Consider the following 18,523-nt stretch of genomic DNA (forward strand, 5'->3'; position numbering starts at 1 on the left):
GATTCGTGCAGAGCGCGACCAGCAAAAGTGGGGTCCGGTTTTGCGTCCGGGCGCGCTCACTCCTATTAGTTTAGTCGGCACATAATCTCCACGCCACACCGCTCACACTTTGGCGGATCATGCGCTGGGGGTAGCGCCGGGCCTGCAGTGGTGCGTTCTTTGGGGCAAATAATGTCGGGCGTAGTCGCGGCGATGCGTCGAAACCTGCTGTCGTGCACCTCACTGGCGCGCCACGGCGTGATTGCGCTCGCCACCGCCCTGTCCGCCTCGCCGGAACCCGCATTGGCCGCTGATTCGACCATCGCGCAGACAATTTCGGCCTTGTTCGACCTCAATCACCAGGAATTCGCAGTGCTGACGACGGCGCTGTCGCTGCTCGGCTTTACTGTCGTCGCTGCGATCCTGCTGATGCGCACGCGCATTAAGGCCACCCGAATGGAACTAAACCTGCGCTCCGATATCGCCGACCTGCAGGTGCAGGCCGATCGGCTGCGCGCGCTCTTGTTCGCCGAGCCCCAGGTCCTGATCGCCTGGGCGGCGGGCGATAACCGGCCCCAGATCAGCGGCGACACCTCGTTGCTGATCTCGCAGGACGCGCTGTCGAATTCCCCGCAACGCATTCTCGCCTTTGGAACCTGGTTGCCGCCGGAACCGGCGCTGCGGATGGACCATGCGGTGGATGCGCTACGCGAGGCCGGCGAAGGCTTTCTGCTCAATCTCTCCACCTCGAACGGCCGCGCGATCGAAGCGATGGGCCGCGCAATAGGAGGGCAAGCCATTGTGCGGATTCGCGAACTCGGCGGGTTGCGCCGGGAACTCGCCGAGTCCAATCTCCGCTACCGGACGCTGTTGGAGGAAACCGAGCTGCTGCGCGACTTCGCCGCCGCTGCGCCCTGGCCGATGTGGGCCAAGAGCGCAGAAGGCAATCTGCGTTACGCAAACGCGGCCTATGTGCGCGCCACCGAGGGCGCAAGCGTCGCGGATACGATCCACCGCAACCTCGAACTGCTGGAGAAAGACCAGCGCGCCGAGATGGGCCGGGTGCTGAACGACAATTCCACCTTCAGCGCGCGGCTGCCGATCGTGGTCGGCGGCGAGCGGCGCATCTATGATGTTCAGACGCTCAAGCTCGGCGGCGGTAGCGCCGGCATCGCCATCGACGCCAGCGAGGCAACCGCGTTGCGCGACGCCATGGAGCGGATGGCGGAAGCCCATCGCCGTACCCTCGACCAGTTGTCGTCGGGGGTGGCCGTATTCGACGGTCAGCGACGGCTTGCCTTCTACAATGAATCCTACCGGCGGCTGTGGGGACTCGATCAGGCCTTCCTCGACTCCAATCCCGACGATTCCAGCGTGCTCGACCGGCTGCGCGCGGCGCGCAAGCTGCCTGAGCAACCGGATTTCCGGGCCTGGAAGGCCAAGCTGCACGAAGCCTACCGCTCCGTCGAGCCGGAGACCTACACCTGGTTCCTGCCCGACGGCCGCGCCGTCAGCGTTGTCACCACTCCGAATCTCGAAGGCGGCGTCACCTATCTGTTCGACAATGTCACCGAGAGCCTCGATCTTGCGCGCCGGTACGACCGGCTGAGCCGGGTCCAGCACGAAACGCTCGACAATCTGGCAGAAGCCGTCGCGGTGTTCGGCAGCAATGGCCGCGTGGAACTGTTCAATCCCGCTTTCGCGAAGATGTGGAAGCTGTCGGCGGAATCGCTGAAAGAGCAACCCCACATCGAGACCGTGGAAGCGTGGTGCAAGCCGCTGTTCGATGACGCCCTGACCTGGCGGGCGCTGCGCGAGGCGATCACCGCGATCGAGAATCGTGCGCAGGTGGCGCTGAAGCTGGAGCGTAAGGACGGCAGCGTGCTGGACTGCATGACCATGCCGCTGCCCGACGGCGCGACGCTACTGACCTTCCAGGACATCACCGACACCGAAAATGTCGAGCGCGCGCTACGCGAGCGCAACGAGGCGCTCGAAGCCGCCGACCAGATGAAGGTGGATTTCGTCCACCACGTGTCCTACGAACTGCGCGCGCCGCTCACCACCATCATCGGCTTTGCGCATTTCCTCAGCGATCCCTCAACCGGCCCGCTGACGCAGAAGCAGGCCGAGTATCTCGACTACGTCACCAAGTCGACCAATGCGCTGCTGGCGCTCACCAACAACATCCTCGATCTCGCCACCATCGACGCCGGCGCCATGAAGCTCGAGCTCGGCCCCGTCAATATCGAAAAAGCCATCCAGGCTGCCGCCGAAGGCATTCAGGACCGGCTGGCGACCGATCGCATCGAACTCAGGGTCGATATCGATCCCGATATCGGCAACTTCACCGGCGACGAGCGGCGCGTGGTGCAGGTGCTCTATAACCTGCTCGCCAACGCCGTCGGCTTCTCGCCGCACGATGCCGCGGTCACGATCACCGCGCGGCGAACCGATAATCGTGTGATCTTCACTGTCAGCGATTCCGGTCCCGGCATTCCGGCTGACGTGAAAGACAAGGTGTTCGACTGGTTCGAGAGCCACTCGCACGGCTCGCGGCATCGCGGCGCCGGCCTCGGCCTGTCGCTGGTGCGCTCCTTTGTCGAACTGCATGGCGGCAAGGTGCGCGTCGATTCGGTGGTCGGCAAGGGCACGACGGTCGCCTGCGACTTTCCGATCGACCAGAACGCGCATCGCAACGCCGCCGAATGACCGTATCAGCGACATTTACAGTGGCGCTCGCGAACGAGACGGCAACGGCGCATCTGATGGCCGACCTCGCGCTCCTGGTCGACCCGGGTGACGTGATTACGCTTTCGGGCGATCTCGGCGCGGGGAAGACGGCCGCGGCACGGGCGATGATCCGCTATCTCGCCAACGATTCCGCGCTGGAAGTGCCAAGCCCCACGTTCACGCTGGCGCAGAGCTACGAGCTGCCGTTTCCGATCGTGCACGCCGATCTCTACCGCATCAATGATGCGAGCGAGCTGGAGGAGATCGGATTGTCGCCGTTGCCGGAGGGCACGTTGGCGCTGATCGAATGGCCGGAGCGCGCAGGCGACGCGCTGCCCGACGATCGCATCGACATCGCCTTCAGCCATCGCCCCGCCCTTGGATCCACCGCGCGCGCCGCCGAAATCACCGGTTATGGCAAGGCGGCGGCGCCGGTGGCACGATTGGAGGGCTTGCGCAAATTTCTCACTGAGGCCGGCTTCCTGGATGCGGCGCGCGAGCGGATGCCCGGCGACGCCTCGACGCGCTCCTACGCGCGGCTGATCCGCGGCGACGGCACCTCGATCCTGATGAATTCGCCGCGCCGTCCGGACGGTCCGGCGATCTATGATGGAAAATCCTACAGCGCAGCCGTTCATCTCGCCGAGGATGTCAAGCCGTTCGTCGCCATCGACAACGGCCTGCGCGCACACGGCTTCTCGGCGCCCGCGATCCGTCACGCCGATATCGAATCCGGCTTTCTGATCACCGAGGATTTCGGCAGCGCCGCGATCGTCGAAGGCGACCCGCCGCGGCCGATCGTGGAATGCTACGAGGCCGCCACCGACATGCTGGCGGCGCTTCATCGCGAAACTATGCCCGAAACGGCGCCGCTGGCGCCGCAGCTCACCTACGATATTCCAGTTTACGGTATCGATACGTGGTTGATCGAGATGCGGCTGATGCTCGAATGGTATCTGCCGGATCGCGGCGCTGAAATCAGTGATCAACGGCGCGACGAATTCGTCACGATGTGGCGCGCGCTGCTGGAGAAACCCGCGGCCGCGCCGCGGACCTGGGTGCTGCGCGATTTTCATTCGCCCAACATCATCTGGCTCGGCGACCGCACGGGGATTTTGCGCATCGGCATCATCGACTTCCAGGACGCCGTGCTTGGCCCTGCCGCCTACGATCTGGTGTCGCTGCTCCAGGATGCGCGGCTCGACGTTCCCGAACAGCTCGAGCTGGCGCTCTTGACCCGCTACATCAAGGCGCGCCGCGTGACCGATAATCAGTTCGATCCGGCCAGCTTCGCCGAGCTTTACGCCATCATGTCGGCGCAGCGGAACACGCGCCTGCTCGGCACCTTTGCCCGGCTCAACCGGCGCGACGGCAAGCCGCAATATCTGCGCCACCAGCCCCGGATCTGGACCTACCTGAACCGCTCGCTGGCGCATCCGGCGCTATCGGCAGTTCGCGAATGGTATGCCGCCAACGTGCCGCCGCCGCTGCTCTGATTTACCTCGTGTTAGCCACCCCGCCTTTAATCTGGAACCGGCCAAGCCGGGCAGGCATGGCGCATGCCAATTTGAAACGGGAAGACGGCCATGGCGGGGGCGGAACGGCGCCGGGGAGATCGAGTCGTATTCGAGCGCGGCTTTGCGGCGCACATGATGGGAATCGACGGCACCTGGCGGCGCAACTGCGTGATGGAAGACGTTTCCGAGACCGGCGCCAAGCTGACGGTCGAAGGTTCGGTCGAGGGCCTGCATCTGAAGGAATTCTTCCTGCTGCTGTCGTCGACGGGGCTGGCCTACCGGCGCTGCGAACTGGCCTGGGTCAATGGCGATCAGATCGGCGTCAATTTCCTCAAGCAGGGCGACAAGAAGAGGAAGGCGGCCGCCAAGCGCGGGGAGGATGCGGAGACCTGAAATGGCCACCTGGGCGCTGTCGTATGGCCGTCATCTGCGGCGACTAAGGCGTCACAGTTGCTGGTTCATGCGAATCGCCGTGGTATGATCCGCGGCGCGATTTGAATGGTTCGAGAAATTCCAGAAATGTCCGTCACCCCCACCAAAGCCATGGTCCTTGCCGCCGGTCTCGGTTTGCGCATGCGCCCCTTGACCGACCATATGCCGAAGCCGCTGGTGCGCGTGGCGGGCCAGCCGCTGCTCGATCATGTACTGGACAAGCTCGCCGATGCCGGTGTCGGCGAGGCCGTAGTCAACGTGCACTACCTGCCCGATCAGATCATTCAGCATACGGCCAGCCGCACCCGCCCTCGCATCATCATCTCCGATGAGCGCGACGAAGTGCTCGGCACCGGCGGTGCCGTGGTGAAGGCGCTGCCGCTGCTTGGCAATGAGCCGTTCTTCCATCTCAACGCCGATACGATGTGGATCGACGGCGTGCGGCCCAATCTGACGCGGCTTGCCGAAACCTTCGATCCGGCGCGGATGGACATCCTGCTCTTGATGGCGCCCACCGCGAGCAGCATCGGCTATGCCGGCCGCGGCGATTACGCCATGCTGCCGGACGGCGCGCTGCGCAAGCGGCGCGAACACCAGGTGGTGCCGTTCGTCTATGCGGGAGCTGCAATCATGTCGTCGTCGCTGTTTGCCGACGCGCCGGCAGGCGAGTTCTCGCTGACCACAATGTTCGACCGCGCCAACGAGCAGGAGCGATTGTTTGGCCTCAGGCTCGACGGCGTGTGGATGCATGTCGGAACCCCCGACGCGGTGCAAGCCGCGGAAGAGGCGTTTTTGGAGAGCGTGGCCTAGCCGCATTCCGTAGTCCCGTAGGGTGGGCAAAGGCGCGGCGCGCCGTGCCCACCATACATTCAGGATTTCGGCAGGAATGGTGGGCACGCGTCCGCCTTCGCTCGTTGAGCTACGGCGGACAAGTCGCTTTGCCCACCCTACCGCTGGACCAGGGTCGAACCGATGCGCCGTCAGCGCGAAGCATCAGCGATTCGTGCCCGGAAGGCAGTGCAGATACTCTTCGATGGTCCGCCGCAGGGCTCAGACAAAAAATCTCGAAAACAAGCCCATGCAAAGTAGAATGGGCCCGGACTGCTTTGGCAGTGAGTAGCGGGGACGCCGCCCTCACCCGCATGACCTCCTCCTCATTCCTCCCTATATTGCGCCTGACCTCGAATCAGGAAGCCCATGCGCGTTTTCAGCGTTCCCGTCTCCGCACCGTTCCTGCGCACCGTCATCGCGGCGCTGGTCGACGGCCGGCTGGTTGAGGGATTCGAGGCGCGCAGGGATCCGCTAAATCTCGCGCGAGCGACGCTCTATCTGCCGACCCGGCGCGCCGGACGGCTGGCGCGAGAAATTTTTCTCGACGAATTGAAGACGGAGGCGGCGATCCTGCCGCGCATCGTGGCGCTCGGCGACATCGACGAGGACGAGCTGGCGTTTTCGGAAGGCTCCGAACAGTTCAGCGGCGTGGCGCCGCTCGACATTCCGCCTAGGCTCGGCGAACTGGAGCGCCGGTTGACGCTGGCGCATCTGGTTGCGGCGTGGGCGAAAAGCCCGGTGTCGGCGCCGCTGGTGGTCGGCGGTCCGGCCTCGACGCTGGCGCTGGCCGGCGACCTGGCGCGGCTGATGGACGACATGGTCACGCGCGGGGTCGCCTGGGAAGCGCTCGACAAACTGGTGCCCGAGCAGTTCGACAAATACTGGCAGCACTCGCTGGAATTCCTGCGCATCGCGCGCAAGGCATGGCCGGAGCACCTGAAGGAAATCGGCAGGATCGAACCCGCCGAACGGCGCGACCGCCTGATCGAGGCGGAGGCCGCGCGCCTGACCGTGCATCATGAGGGGCCGGTGGTTGCGGCCGGCTCGACGGGCTCGATGCCGGCGACCGCGAAATTCCTCAACGCCGTAGCCGCCCTGAAGCAGGGCGCAGTGGTGCTGCCCGGGCTCGACACCGATCTCGACGAGGAAGCCTGGCAGACGATTGGCGGCGTCAGGGACGTGCAAGGCAAATTCACCACGCAGCCCTCGTCGAACCATCCGCAATTCGCGATTCACGGCTTGCTGGATCGCTTCGGCATCAAGCGTGGCGATGTCGAAATCCTGGGCACGCCGGCACAGCATGGGCGCGAGGTGCTGGTGTCGGAGACGATGCGCCCCTCGAGCGCGACCGAACAATGGCACGACCGCCTGATCCGGCCGGATGTTGCCGCAAGTATCACAGGCGGCATGACCAAACTTGCCGTCGTCGAGGCACCGAATTCGGAGATGGAGGCGCTGGCGATTGCGGTGGCGATGCGCGAGGCGCGGCACCTGGGTAAATCGGCGGCGCTGGTGACGCCGGATCGCGCGCTGGCGCGCCGGGTGATGGCGGCGCTGACGCGCTGGAATCTCGAATTCGACGATTCCGGTGGCGACGCGCTGATGGACACGCCAAGCGGCATTTTTGCCCGCCTCGCCGCAGAAGCCGCCGCCCAAGGGCTGGAGCCCCCGACGGTGCTCGCGCTGCTGAAACATCCGCTGTTTCGGCTTGGTGGCGCATTCGGCGCGTTCAAGCACGCCATCGAGACCCTCGAACTGGCGCTGCTGCGCGGCACCCGGCCGCAGGCAGGAACGGCTGGCTTGGCGCGCGACTTCGATCGTTTCCGCGTCGAGCTCGGAAAACTCCGTCGCAAGGAAACCTCCTCGCTTCACGCCTCGGAGCCACGCGCGAAACTAAGGGATGACGAACTCGATCAGGCACAGGCGCTGATCGCGGCGTTGCAGAAGGCGCTGTCGCCGCTGGAAATCATGGGCTCATCAAAGCCGTACGATTTCGCCGAACTGGCGCTGCGCCATCGTGAAACGCTGATCGCGCTGTCCTCGGATCAAAACAGCGTTGCCGTCGTCTTCGAGGAGGCGCAGGGCTCGGCATTGTCGGCGGCGTTCGACGACCTCCTGGCCGAACAAAAGCCGAGCGGCCTGATGGTCCGGCTCGGCGATTACCCCGATGTGTTCCAGACTGCCTATGCCGACCGCATGGTGCGGCGTCCGGAATCGGCGAGCGCGCAGCTACACATCTATGGCCAACTCGAAGCGCGGCTGACCGAATCCGACCGTGTTATTCTCGGCGGGCTGGTCGAAGGCGTATGGCCGCCGGCGCCGCGGGTCGATCCCTGGCTGAGCCGGCCGATGCGCCATGAACTCGGCCTCGATCTGCCGGAGCGGCGCATCGGCCTTTCCGCGCACGACTTCGCGCAATTGTTGGGAACGGACGATGTGATCCTGACCCATTCGGCCAAGGTCGGCGGCGCGCCCGCTGTTGCCTCGCGCTTTCTGCACCGCCTTGAGGCCGTCGCCGGCGAAGCGCGCTGGGACGCGGCCAAAGCGTCCGGTGAAAAATACGTCCGCTTCGCCGCCGAACTGGACCAGCCCGACGAGGTCAAGCCGATCGAGCAGCCCGCGCCGAAGCCGCCGGTCGCAACGCGGCCGCTCAAGCTGTCGGTCACGGCGATCGAGGACTGGCTGCGCGATCCCTATACGATCTACGCGAAATATATCCTGCGGCTCGATCCGCTCGACCCCGTGGACATGCCGCTGTCGGCAGCCGATCGCGGCTCGGCGATCCATGACGCGCTCGGCGAGTTCACGCAAAAATTCGCCGACGCTCTTCCCCCGCAACCCGCGCTGGCGCTGCGCGGCATCGGTGAAAAATACTTTGCGCCGCTGATGGAGCGTCCCGAGGCGCGGGCGCTGTGGTGGCCGCGGTTTCAGCGCATCGCCACCTGGTTTGCGGACTGGGAACTGGCGCGGCGCGACGAGATCGAGAAGATTGCCGCCGAGATCAGGGGCGAGATCAAGATTCCGCTCGACAACGAGCGCATCTTCACGCTGTCGGCGCGCGCCGACCGGATCGAACAGCGCCATGACGGCAGCTTTGCGATCCTCGATTACAAGACCGGCCAGCCGCCGACCGGCAAGCAGGTACGCATGGGCCTGTCGCCGCAACTGACGCTGGAGGCCGCGATCCTGCGCGAGGGCGGCTTTGAGAATATCCACGCCGGCTCATCCGTCGGCGAACTCGTCTATGTCAGGCTCAGCGGCAACAATCCGCCGGGCGAGCAGCGGTCGTTGGAGCTGAAGATCAGGAACAACGATACACCGCAGCCGCCGGACGAGGCGGCCGATTACGCCCGCGAGCAGCTTGAGGCGCTGATCCGCAAATTCGAGAACGAGGAGACGGCCTACACCTCGCTGAACCTGTCGATGTGGTCGAACCGCTACGGCGCCTATGACGATCTCGCGCGCATCAAGGAATGGTCGGCGGCCGGCGGCCTGGGGATCGAGGAATGGTGAAGGCTGCCCGCATCATTCCCGATGCCGTTCGCGCGACGCAGGCGCGCGCGTCCGATCCGGCGGCTTCCGCCTTTGTCTCGGCGAATGCTGGCTCGGGCAAGACCCATGTGCTGGTGCAGCGGGTGATCCGGCTGCTGCTCGACGGCGTGCCGCCGGAAAAGATCCTCTGCATCACCTTCACCAAGGCTGCCGCCGCCAACATGGCGGAGCGGGTGTTCACCACCCTCGGCCATTGGGTGACGCTCGACGACGATGCCCTGGATGCGGCGATCCGCGAGGCCGGCATTCCGCACCCCAACGCACGCCTGCGCAAATCGGCACGCAAACTGTTCGCCTGCGCGCTGGAGACGCCCGGCGGGCTGAAGGTACAGACCATCCACGCGCTGTGCACGCGGCTGCTGCAGCAATTCCCGTTCGAGGCCAATGTGCCGGCGCGGTTCGCTGTGCTTGACGACCGGGACCAGAACGAGATGATGGAGCGCGCCAATCTCGCGGTTTTCCTCGAGGCATCGCGCAATCCCGACAGTCCCACCGGCCGCGCGCTGATGACGGCGATGGCGAGTGCCGCCGACGTCACCTTCAAGGACGTGGTGCGCGAGGCCTGTCTCAGCCGCGATCATTTCATGGCCTGGACGGACGCCGCCGGCAGCGCGCAGGCCGCTGCCGCACAGATCTCCGCGGCCCTCGGCGTCGATCCCGGCGATCGCATCGAGGATATCGAACGTGACATCGTCGACGGGCCCAACCTGCCGCGATCGCGATGGAAGGAGATCGCACTGGTTCTGGAAACCGGAAGCAAGACCGATCAGGACCAGGCGGCGCGGCTGCGCGGTGCGCTGGTGTTCACTGGCGCTGCGCAGGTCGAAGAGTATCTCGGCGTATTCCTCACAGACACCGAGCGCACGCCGCGCAAATCGGCGGTGACGAAGAAGTTCTGCGACAACAATCCGGTCATCGGCCGGCTGATTGAATCGGAAGCTATCCGCCTCGCACCCCTGATCGAACGCCGCCGCGCGGTGGTGGCGCGCGACCGCACCGAGGCGCTGCTTCATATCGCAACCGCTGCGGCGGCCAATTACCGTCGCGAGAAGCAGGAGCGCGGCCTGCTCGACTATGACGATCTGATCGACAAGACGCTGGAAATGCTCGACCGCGTCTCCTCGGGCTGGGTGCACTACAAGCTCGACCGCGGCGTCGATCATGTGCTGATCGACGAGGCGCAGGACACCAGCCCCCGGCAATGGGACATCGTCGCGCACATCATTTCCGAATTCACCTCGGGCGCAGGCGCGCGCGATGGCGTGCTGCGAACGGTGTTCGCGGTCGGCGACGAGAAGCAGTCGATCTTTTCGTTCCAGGGCGCGGCCCCGCGTGAATTCGACCTGCGCCGCCGGGCATTGCAGCGGAAATTCGAGGGCGCCGGGCTGAAGTTCGATCCGGTGTCCTTTACCTATTCGTTCCGCTCGGGGCCGGCGATCCTGCATGCGGTAGATCAGGTATTTCGCGAGCAGGATATCTTTCGCAGCATTCACGCGGTCGATATCGGAAACCCGATTCATCATTCGCTGGCCGACGCAGGCCCGAGCCAGATCGATCTCTGGGAGCTCGCGGAAACCGACGAGCGGCAGGACATCGAAGGCTGGCGTGCGCCGTTCGACGGCGTCTCCGCGACCAGCCCCGAAGTGAAGCTGGCCCGACGCATTCAGGCCGAGATCAAGGCGCTGGTCAGCAGCGGCGTGATGACCGGCAGCAAAAGCGACCGCCGGCCGCTGCGCTATGGTGACATGCTGGTGCTGGTGCGCCGGCGCGGCAATGCGTTCGATGCCGTGATCCAGGCGCTGAAGCATGCCGGTATCCCGGTCGCCGGCGCCGACCGTCTCAAGCTAACCGAGCACATCGCGATCATCGACCTGATGAACCTGGCCGACGCGCTGTTGCTGCCGCAGGACGATCTGGCGCTGGCAGTGGCGCTGAAGAGCCCGCTGTTCGGCCTTGGCGATGACGACCTGTTCAAGATCGCCTGGCAGCGCAAGGGATCGTTGCGCGCGGCATTGACGGCGCGCGCGCCAACCGACGGCCGGCTCCGGGATGCGTTATGGCGGCTCGAACAGTGCGAACGCCGTTTTGCCAGCGAGACGCCGTTCGCGTTCTATGCCTGGCTGCTCGGCGGCGACGGCGGCCGAGCGCGAATCCTGCGCCGCCTCGGACACGAGGCCAACGACGCGCTGGATGAGTTTCTGGAGCTGGCGCTGAGCTACGAACGCAAGGCGCCGGCCTCGCTGCAGGGCTTTATGGCGTGGCTGCGCACGGCTGACCTCGAGGTGAAGCGCGACATGGAAATTTCGCGCGACGAAGTCCGTGTCATGACGGTGCATGGCGCCAAGGGGCTGGAGGCCTCCGTCGTGTTCCTGGTGGACACCACGACCTCGCCCTCGGACACGCAGCGGCTGAAGCTCATCAACCTGCCGCAGGGCAATGCCGATCCGCATGCGCCAGGTGTCGTGGTCTGGGCCGGCCGCAAGGCCGAGGATCCTCCGGCTGTCGTCGCGGCCCGTGCGGCGATGATTGGCGATACCGAGGATGAATACCGCCGCCTGCTCTATGTCGCGATGACGCGCGCAGCGGACCGCCTGATCGTCGGCGGCTGCTTGCCCGGCAACATGAAGAGCGTCCGGCCGCTGTCGTGGTACGATCTGATCAGCAAGGGGCTCGACGGCTCCGGATTGCAGCTTCAGGAGATCGAGACCGCCATAGGCCGGGTAAAGCGCTATGCGCGGCCCGAGGAGTCCGCACCCTCGGCCGCTCCACCTGCTGCGTCATCTCCGGCGCCGCCGCTCGTATTGCCCAACTGGCTGCTGACGCCAGCACAGCCTGAAATTTCCCCGGAAAGTCTGTTGCGGCCCTCGGACCCCGCTGACAGCGACAGCCACCCGGTACGAACGGCGGAGTCGCTCACACAGCGTGCCCGCGCCCTGCAGCGCGGCGCATTGGTGCACCGGCTTCTGCAGTCGCTGCCCGATGTCGCCGCCGAGCGCCGCCGCGAGGCCGCGCTGGCCTATCTGGCCCGCAATGCCGATGGCTGGACCGATGAGGAGCGGCAGGTGCTGGCCGAAAGTACGCTCGCCTTGATCGCCGATGCACGGTTTGCGCACGCTTTCGCCCCCGGAAGCCGCGCCGAAGTCTCGATCGTCGGGCGGCTGGAGCGGCCGGGCGGCCGGCCGGCGCTGGTATCCGGGCAAATCGACCGCCTCGTGGTGACCGAGCGAGAGGTCCTGATCGTCGATTTCAAGACCAACCACGCCCCGCCGGGCCGGCCCGAGGAAGCGCCGAGGGGCTATGTCCGCCAGCTCGCGCTGTATCGGGCGGTGCTGGCCAAGCTTTACCCCCAGCGGGTGGTCCGAACCGCGCTGCTTTGGACCGAAATCTCTGAATTGATGGAGATTTCCGCTTCAGCGCTGGAGGCCGAGCTGGCATCCATCATCTCGGTGTGACCGCGCTTGACCCGGCAGGATCGCGTTCATAGGTTTGCCATATCATCTCCGGGGCGCGATTCTTGACCGCGCCCCTTAATTTCTAACCGAACGAGGTAATTCCCATGGCCGTTGGCAAGGTTTCTGACGCCGATTTCGAAGCCGAAGTGCTCAAGGCGACCGGGCCGGTGGTCGTCGACTTCTGGGCGGAATGGTGCGGCCCCTGCCGCATGATCGCCCCCGCGCTCGACGAGATTTCCGGCGCCATGGGCGACAAGGTCAAGATCGTGAAGCTGAACGTCGACGAGAGCCCGAAAACGGCCTCGAAATACGGCGTGATGTCGATCCCGACCCTGATGATCTTCAAGGGCGGCGAGATGGCCTCGCGCCAGGTCGGCGCCGCGCCGAAGGCGAAGCTGCAGCAGTGGATCACGGCTGCGGTCTGATCGGCTTCCAGCGATCATTGTGATGAAGCGGCCGGCGAATAGCCGGCCGCTTTGTTTTTCTGGCAGACGATTCGTAGCCCGGGTGGAGCGAAGCGTAACCCGGGACTCTGTCTTGCACGAACTTCCCGGATTGCGCTTCGCTCCATCCGGGCTACGAATTTTTTAACGGATCCAGCCCGTCGAAAGCGCGGATGCAAATTCAGCATCGCCGTTGCGCCGGGCCAATGCTGCCATCGCATCGTGATCATAGGGCACATGGCGGAAGGTCACGCGCCAGGACGCATCGCTGAATTCCAGAATCGCGTAGCGCGCATCAGGCGTGCCGGCCTCGATCACATGCGGGAATGGAACGCTGTAGGAGAAGCCGGGACCGCCGACGCTTCCGGGATTGACCACCAAGCGCCCGTCACCGAGTCTGACGGCACGCGCGATGTGGGTATGGGCGCACAGAATCAGCGACTGCGAGATTCCTTCCGCCTCTTTCTCGATCGCCTCCAGCGACGACATCCTGACCGAGCCATCAGGCGTCACTGTCTCCAGCCAGTAGACATTATCGTCGGCAGGCGTGGCGTGACAGAGAAACACCTGATCGCGAAATATCTGCGTTGATGGCACCGTGCGCAACCAGTCGAGATGCCTCGTGTCGAGTTGCGCGTAGGCGGGCCGCTCCCACGAGCCCATCTTCTCGACCGGCCGGTCGATCAGCCAGCGATCATGATTGCCGAGCACATGCACGGCATCGAGCGCCATCAGCGCGTCCATGGTTCGCCGCGCGTCGAGCGGTCCGCTCGCCATGTCGCCGAGATTGACGATTTCGCCAAGTCCCTGCGAGCGGATGTCAGCCAGCACGGCTTCCAGCGCCAGGTAGTTTCCGTGCACATCGGCAATGGCGGCAAAACGCATGTGAGTATCCAGTTTGGTCAGGTGCTCTTACCCCGCAAGAACGATGCTATGCCGATCTACCCCATTTGGGTGAAGCCGGCTTGCAACATGCTGCTTTGGTTTTATTAGGGAAACTCGGGTTCCGACTCGCAGCTTGCGGGCAGCTTAGCTAGACTTTGCAAAGACCGGGGCTGGCTAGTTTCATAAGCAATCAATATTTTTTCCCGGGCGGCCGCTGGAAGCAATTCCAGCGGTCATTTAATTTCAGTCAGACGCTATCCCGGCGGCGTGCCGTTGATATCAAGCACATGGCCGGCGAGGTAGAGCGAGCCTGTGATCAGGATGCGCGGCGGCACTTCATACGCCAGCCGCGACAGCGCGTGCAGCGCCGCTTCGACGCTTGCAGCATTTTCCACGCGCATGCCGAGCGCGCGCGCGGCATCGGCCAGCCGATCCGGCGGCATCGCATTATCGCGGCCCGGAATCGGCACTGCGATGATGTGGCGCGTCAGACCAGCGAAATTGGCGAGAAACGCGCCGGCATCCTTGCTCGCCATCATGCCGGCGATCACCACCAGCGGACGCGACACCCGCTCTTCGAGATCGCCGAGCGCGGCGGCGGCGACGCGGCCGCCTTCCGCATTGTGACCGCCATCGAGCCAGATCTCGCAAGCCTTCGGCCCCTGATCGACCAGCGCGCCCGCGGAGAGCCGCTGCATCCGCGCCGGCCATTCGGCGTTGACGATGCCGGCCTCGAAAGCGCCCATCCCGATCTTGAACGCCTCGATCGCTCGCAGCGTCGCAATGGCAAGGCCGGCATTGTCGAACTGATGCCGACCGAACAGCTTTGGCGCCGCAAGATCCATCAAGCCGCGCTCGTCCTGATAGACCAGCCGCCCGCGCTCGACGCCGACATGCCATTCCTGCCCAGCCGCATGTAGCGGCGCACGCATGCGGCTAGCCTGCGTCTCGATCACCGACATCGCTTCCGACGCCTGCTCCGCGCAAATCACCGGCGTACTTCGCTTGATGATGGCGGCCTTCTCGCCGGCAATCGCTATCAACGAGCTGCCGAGAAACTCGGTATGGTCCAGGCTGACGGATGAAATGACAGTTGCGATCGGCCGATCGATGACGTTGGTGGCGTCGAGCCGCCCGCCAAGGCCGGTTTCCAGCAGCACGACATCGGCTTCATGCTCCGCGAACAGGCAAAACGCCGCCGCGGTCTCCATTTCGAAAATCGTGACCGGCTCGCCCGCATTGACCTGTTCGCAGTGCTCCAGCACCCGGCGCAACTCGGCATCATCGGCCAGCCGGCCGCCGCCTTTCTCGCCGATACGGAAGCATTCGTTGATTCTAACCAGGTAGGGCGAGGTGTAGACGTGTACACGCAGGCCTGTCGCCTCGAGGATCGCGCGCAGATAGGCGATCGTGGAACCCTTGCCATTGGTGCCGGCGACATGGATCACCGGCGGCAACACGCGCTCAGGATGATCGAGCCGCGCGAGCAGACGCTGCATGCGATCGAGGCTGAGATCGATACGCTTCGGATGCAAGGCAGATAGCCGCGCGATCAACTCACCGAGCGGCTGGGATTTTGCGGCCGGCAGGTTCACGCGTGGGGCGCAGCCGGCACGGCTTCCGGCGCCAAGACGATCTGGGCCGGGTCCGTAACCTGCGGCGACGGCTTTGAGGCGACGTCGAGCGGCGGCGACTTGGTCAGGATGCGGCAGAGCCGCGCCAGCGTCGGACGCATCTCGTGGCGATGCACCACCATGTCGACCATGCCGTGGTCGAGCAGATATTCGGCACGCTGGAAGCCTTCCGGCAGTTTCTCGCGGATGGTCTGCTCGATCACGCGCGCGCCGGCGAAGCCGATCAGGGCGCCGGGTTCGGCGATCTGCACGTCGCCCAGCATGGCGTAGGACGCGGTGACGCCGCCGGTGGTCGGATTGGTCAGCACCACGATGTAGGGCAGTTTCGCTTCGCGCAGCATCTGCACGCCGACGGTGGTGCGCGGCATCTGCATCAGCGACAGGATGCCCTCCTGCATCCGCGCGCCGCCCGAGGCCGCGAACACGATGAACGGCGACTTCTTTTCCACTGCGAGCTCAAGCCCGCGCACGATCGCCTCGCCCGCGGCCATGCCGAGCGAGCCGCCCATGAAATCGAAATCCTGTACAGCTACGACGACGCCGGCGCCTTCGAGCTTGCCGTAGCCTACCTTGATGGCGTCGTTCAGCCCGGTCTTGGCGCGCGCATCCTTGATGCGGTCGGCGTATTTGCGCTCATCGCGAAACTTCAGCGGATCGGGCGTCACTTCGGGCAACGCGATGTCATACCAGGTCTCGTTGTCGAAGATCGATTTCAGCCGCGCGGTTGCGCCCATGCGCATGTGGTAGTTCGAGCCGGGAATGACGAACTGGTTGGCCTCGACGTCCTTGTAGAACACGAGCTGCCCGGAATCCGGGCACTTGATCCACAAATTCTCCGGCGTCTCGCGGCGCAGGATGCTGCGGATTTTTGGGCGGACGACATTGGTGAGCCAATTCATGGTTCGCTCCGAAATGCGGTTGGACGCACAAGTGGAATATATGGCGGCCCAAATCACTCCGGGCAAGCCGCCCCTTTCGGCCCAATTGGCAGGCAATTGTGGCTTATTCAGCCGCCTGCTTAGCCCCTCGGACACCCTGCGCCAGGGAGGCCACGAGATCGGCCACAGCCGCGACCGTCTTGGTGGTCGCCTGCCCCGTCGTGTCCAGGCTGTCGCGCAACGCGTCGACCAGCGCGGTACCGACCACGGCGCCATCGGCCTTCCCGGCAATCGCCCGCGCCGCCTGCGGGGTACGGATGCCGAAGCCGACACACACTGGCAGTTTGGTGTGGCGTTTGATCCGCGCCACGGCGTCCCCGACGACCGTCGAGTCGGCCGTAGCCGCGCCGGTGATACCGGTGATGGAGACGTAGTAGACGAAGCCCGAGGTGTTCGCGAGCACCGCCGGCAGGCGCTTGTCGTCGGTGGTCGGCGTCGCCAGACGGATGAAATTGAGCCCCGCCTTCATCGCCGGCAGGCACAGTTCGGTGTCTTCCTCCGGCGGCAGGTCGACGATGATCAACCCGTCGACGCCGGCAGCTTTCGCATCGGCGAGGAATTTATCGACGCCGTAGATGTAGATCGGATTGTAGTAGCCCATCAGCACAAGCGGCGTGGCGTCGTCGTCCTTGCGGAAGCCGCGGACCATCTCCAGCGTCTTCTTCAGGGTCATGCCGGCTTTCAGCGCGCGCAAGCCTGCCGCCTGGATCGACGGCCCGTCCGCCATCGGATCGGTAAAGGGCATGCCGATCTCGATAATGTCGGCGCCGGCCTTCGGCAGCGCCTTGATGATGTCGAGCGACGTTTTGGGGTCGGGATCGCCGGCCATCAGGAAGGTGACAAACGCCGAGCGGCCCTGCTTGGCGAGTTCGGCGAAGCGTGCGTCGATACGGGTGGTCACTTCTTCTTGCCCTTCAAGATATCGCCGACCTGCGGCACGTCCTTGTCGCCGCGGCCGGAGAGGTTGACCACCATCAGATGGTCCTTCGGCCGTTTCGGCGCGAGCTCCATCACCTTGGCGATCGCGTGTGCAGGCTCGAGCGCGGGGATGATGCCTTCAAGCCGCGACAGCAGTTGAAACGCCGCTAAGGCCTCATCGTCGGTCGCCGACAGATAGGCGACGCGGCCGGTCTCGTGCAGCCAGGAATGCTCCGGGCCGATGCCGGGATAATCGAGACCCGCCGAGATCGAATGCGCGTCCTGGATCTGGCCGTCATCGTCCATCAAGAGATAGGTGCGGTTGCCATGCAGTACGCCCGCACGGCCACCGGCGATCGAGGCCGCATGTAGCTGCGTCAGCCCGTGGCCGGCGGCTTCGACGCCAAAAATTTCGACCGAGGGATCGTCGAGGAAGGGATGAAACAGGCCCATCGCGTTGGAGCCGCCGCCGATACAGGCGATCAGCGAATCCGGCAAGCGGCCCTCGGCCTCCTGCATCTGCTTGCGCGTCTCGTCGCCGATCACGGACTGGAAGTCGCGCACCATCATCGGATAGGGATGCGGGCCCGCCACCGTGCCGATGCAGTAGAACGTGTTGTGGACGTTGGTGACCCAGTCGCGCAGCGCGTCATTCATCGCGTCCTTTAGCGTACGCGAGCCTGATTGCACCGGGACCACCTTGGCGCCCAGCATCTCCATGCGGATCACATTGGGCTGCTGCCGCTCGACATCGACGGCGCCCATGTAAACCACGCATTCGAGCCCGAACCGCGCGCACAGCGTCGCGGTGGCGACGCCATGCTGGCCGGCGCCGGTTTCGGCGATGATGCGCTTCTTGCCCATGCGGCGCGCGACCATGATCTGGCCGAGCACATTGTTGACCTTGTGCGAGCCGGTGTGGTTGAGCTCCTCACGCTTGAAATAGATTTTTGCGCCGCCGAGATGCTCGGTCAGGCGCTCGGCGAGATAGAGCGGCGACGGTCGGCCGACATAGTTCTTGAGGTAGCCGTTCATCTCCGCCTGGAACGCCGGATCGGCCTTGGCGTCGGCGTAAGCCTTTTCCAGATCAAGGATCAGCGGCATCAGCGTCTCGGCGACGAAGCGTCCGCCAAAAATGCCGAAATGCCCGCGTTCGTCGGGGCCGGTGCGCAACGAATTGGGCAGGTTTGGATTCATCGGACCATCAAT

11 protein-coding genes and 1 pseudogene are annotated in these 18,523 nt (G+C 64.8%); 7 read left to right on the plus strand and 5 right to left on the minus strand.

Annotated features, from left to right (window positions below; genetic code table 11):
- Positions 1-171: 171 nt before the first annotated feature.
- From GWE18_RS34090 to trxA, 7 genes and pseudogenes are all read left to right on the plus strand, one after another.
- Complete coding sequence (locus GWE18_RS34090) at positions 172-2,691, plus strand: PAS domain-containing sensor histidine kinase (protein WP_275190050.1); 2,520 nt, start codon at positions 172-174, stop codon at positions 2,689-2,691.
- Positions 2,688-4,208 (plus strand): tRNA (adenosine(37)-N6)-threonylcarbamoyltransferase complex ATPase subunit type 1 TsaE, encoded by a 1,521-nt coding sequence (gene tsaE / locus GWE18_RS34095; RefSeq protein ID WP_275190051.1) that lies wholly within the window; start codon positions 2,688-2,690, stop codon positions 4,206-4,208. The genes GWE18_RS34090 and tsaE overlap by 4 nt, the downstream gene beginning before the upstream one ends.
- 90 nt (positions 4,209-4,298) lie before the next feature.
- A complete protein-coding gene (locus tag GWE18_RS34100; RefSeq protein WP_275190052.1) occupies positions 4,299-4,622 on the plus strand; it encodes a PilZ domain-containing protein in 324 nt (107 codons plus the stop codon).
- A 126-nt stretch (positions 4,623-4,748) separates the two neighbouring features.
- Positions 4,749-5,471, plus strand: coding sequence for a nucleotidyltransferase family protein (locus GWE18_RS34105; protein ID WP_275190053.1), 723 nt, complete (start codon positions 4,749-4,751; stop codon positions 5,469-5,471).
- A gap of 387 nt (positions 5,472-5,858) precedes the next feature.
- Positions 5,859-9,005, plus strand: coding sequence for a double-strand break repair protein AddB (addB, locus tag GWE18_RS34110; RefSeq protein ID WP_275190054.1), 3,147 nt, complete (start codon positions 5,859-5,861; stop codon positions 9,003-9,005).
- Positions 8,999-12,528 (plus strand): annotated as a pseudogene (gene addA / locus GWE18_RS34115) (double-strand break repair helicase AddA). The gene addB and the pseudogene addA overlap by 7 nt, the downstream one beginning before the upstream one ends.
- 72 nt (positions 12,529-12,600) lie before the next feature.
- A complete protein-coding gene (trxA, locus tag GWE18_RS34120; protein ID WP_016847387.1) occupies positions 12,601-12,921 on the plus strand; it encodes a thioredoxin in 321 nt (106 codons plus the stop codon).
- Positions 12,922-13,083: 162 nt separating this feature from the next.
- On the opposite strand, the gene GWE18_RS34125 is transcribed toward trxA, so the two are convergent.
- From GWE18_RS34125 to trpB, 5 genes are all read right to left on the minus strand, one after another.
- Positions 13,084-13,824 carry a metallophosphoesterase family protein gene (locus GWE18_RS34125; protein WP_275190056.1) on the minus strand — a complete coding sequence of 247 codons (741 nt, stop codon included), beginning with the start codon at positions 13,822-13,824 and terminating at the stop codon, positions 13,084-13,086.
- Between the two features lie 254 nt (positions 13,825-14,078).
- Positions 14,079-15,419 carry a folylpolyglutamate synthase/dihydrofolate synthase family protein gene (locus GWE18_RS34130; RefSeq protein WP_275190058.1) on the minus strand — a complete coding sequence of 447 codons (1,341 nt, stop codon included), beginning with the start codon at positions 15,417-15,419 and terminating at the stop codon, positions 14,079-14,081.
- The gene (gene accD / locus GWE18_RS34135; protein WP_057850020.1) at positions 15,416-16,357 is read right to left on the minus strand and encodes an acetyl-CoA carboxylase, carboxyltransferase subunit beta; all 942 of its coding nucleotides are present in this window, start codon (positions 16,355-16,357) and stop codon (positions 15,416-15,418) included. Before accD ends, GWE18_RS34130 begins: the two co-directional genes overlap by 4 nt.
- A gap of 103 nt (positions 16,358-16,460) precedes the next feature.
- Positions 16,461-17,297, minus strand: coding sequence for a tryptophan synthase subunit alpha (trpA, locus tag GWE18_RS34140; RefSeq protein WP_275190059.1), 837 nt, complete (start codon positions 17,295-17,297; stop codon positions 16,461-16,463).
- Positions 17,294-18,511, minus strand: coding sequence for a tryptophan synthase subunit beta (gene trpB, locus GWE18_RS34145; protein WP_275190061.1), 1,218 nt, complete (start codon positions 18,509-18,511; stop codon positions 17,294-17,296). The genes trpA and trpB overlap by 4 nt, the downstream gene beginning before the upstream one ends.
- Positions 18,512-18,523 lie beyond the last annotated feature (12 nt).

This window comes from Bradyrhizobium sp. CSA112, from assembly GCF_029051645.1.
Lineage (GTDB): Bacteria > Pseudomonadota > Alphaproteobacteria > Rhizobiales > Xanthobacteraceae > Bradyrhizobium.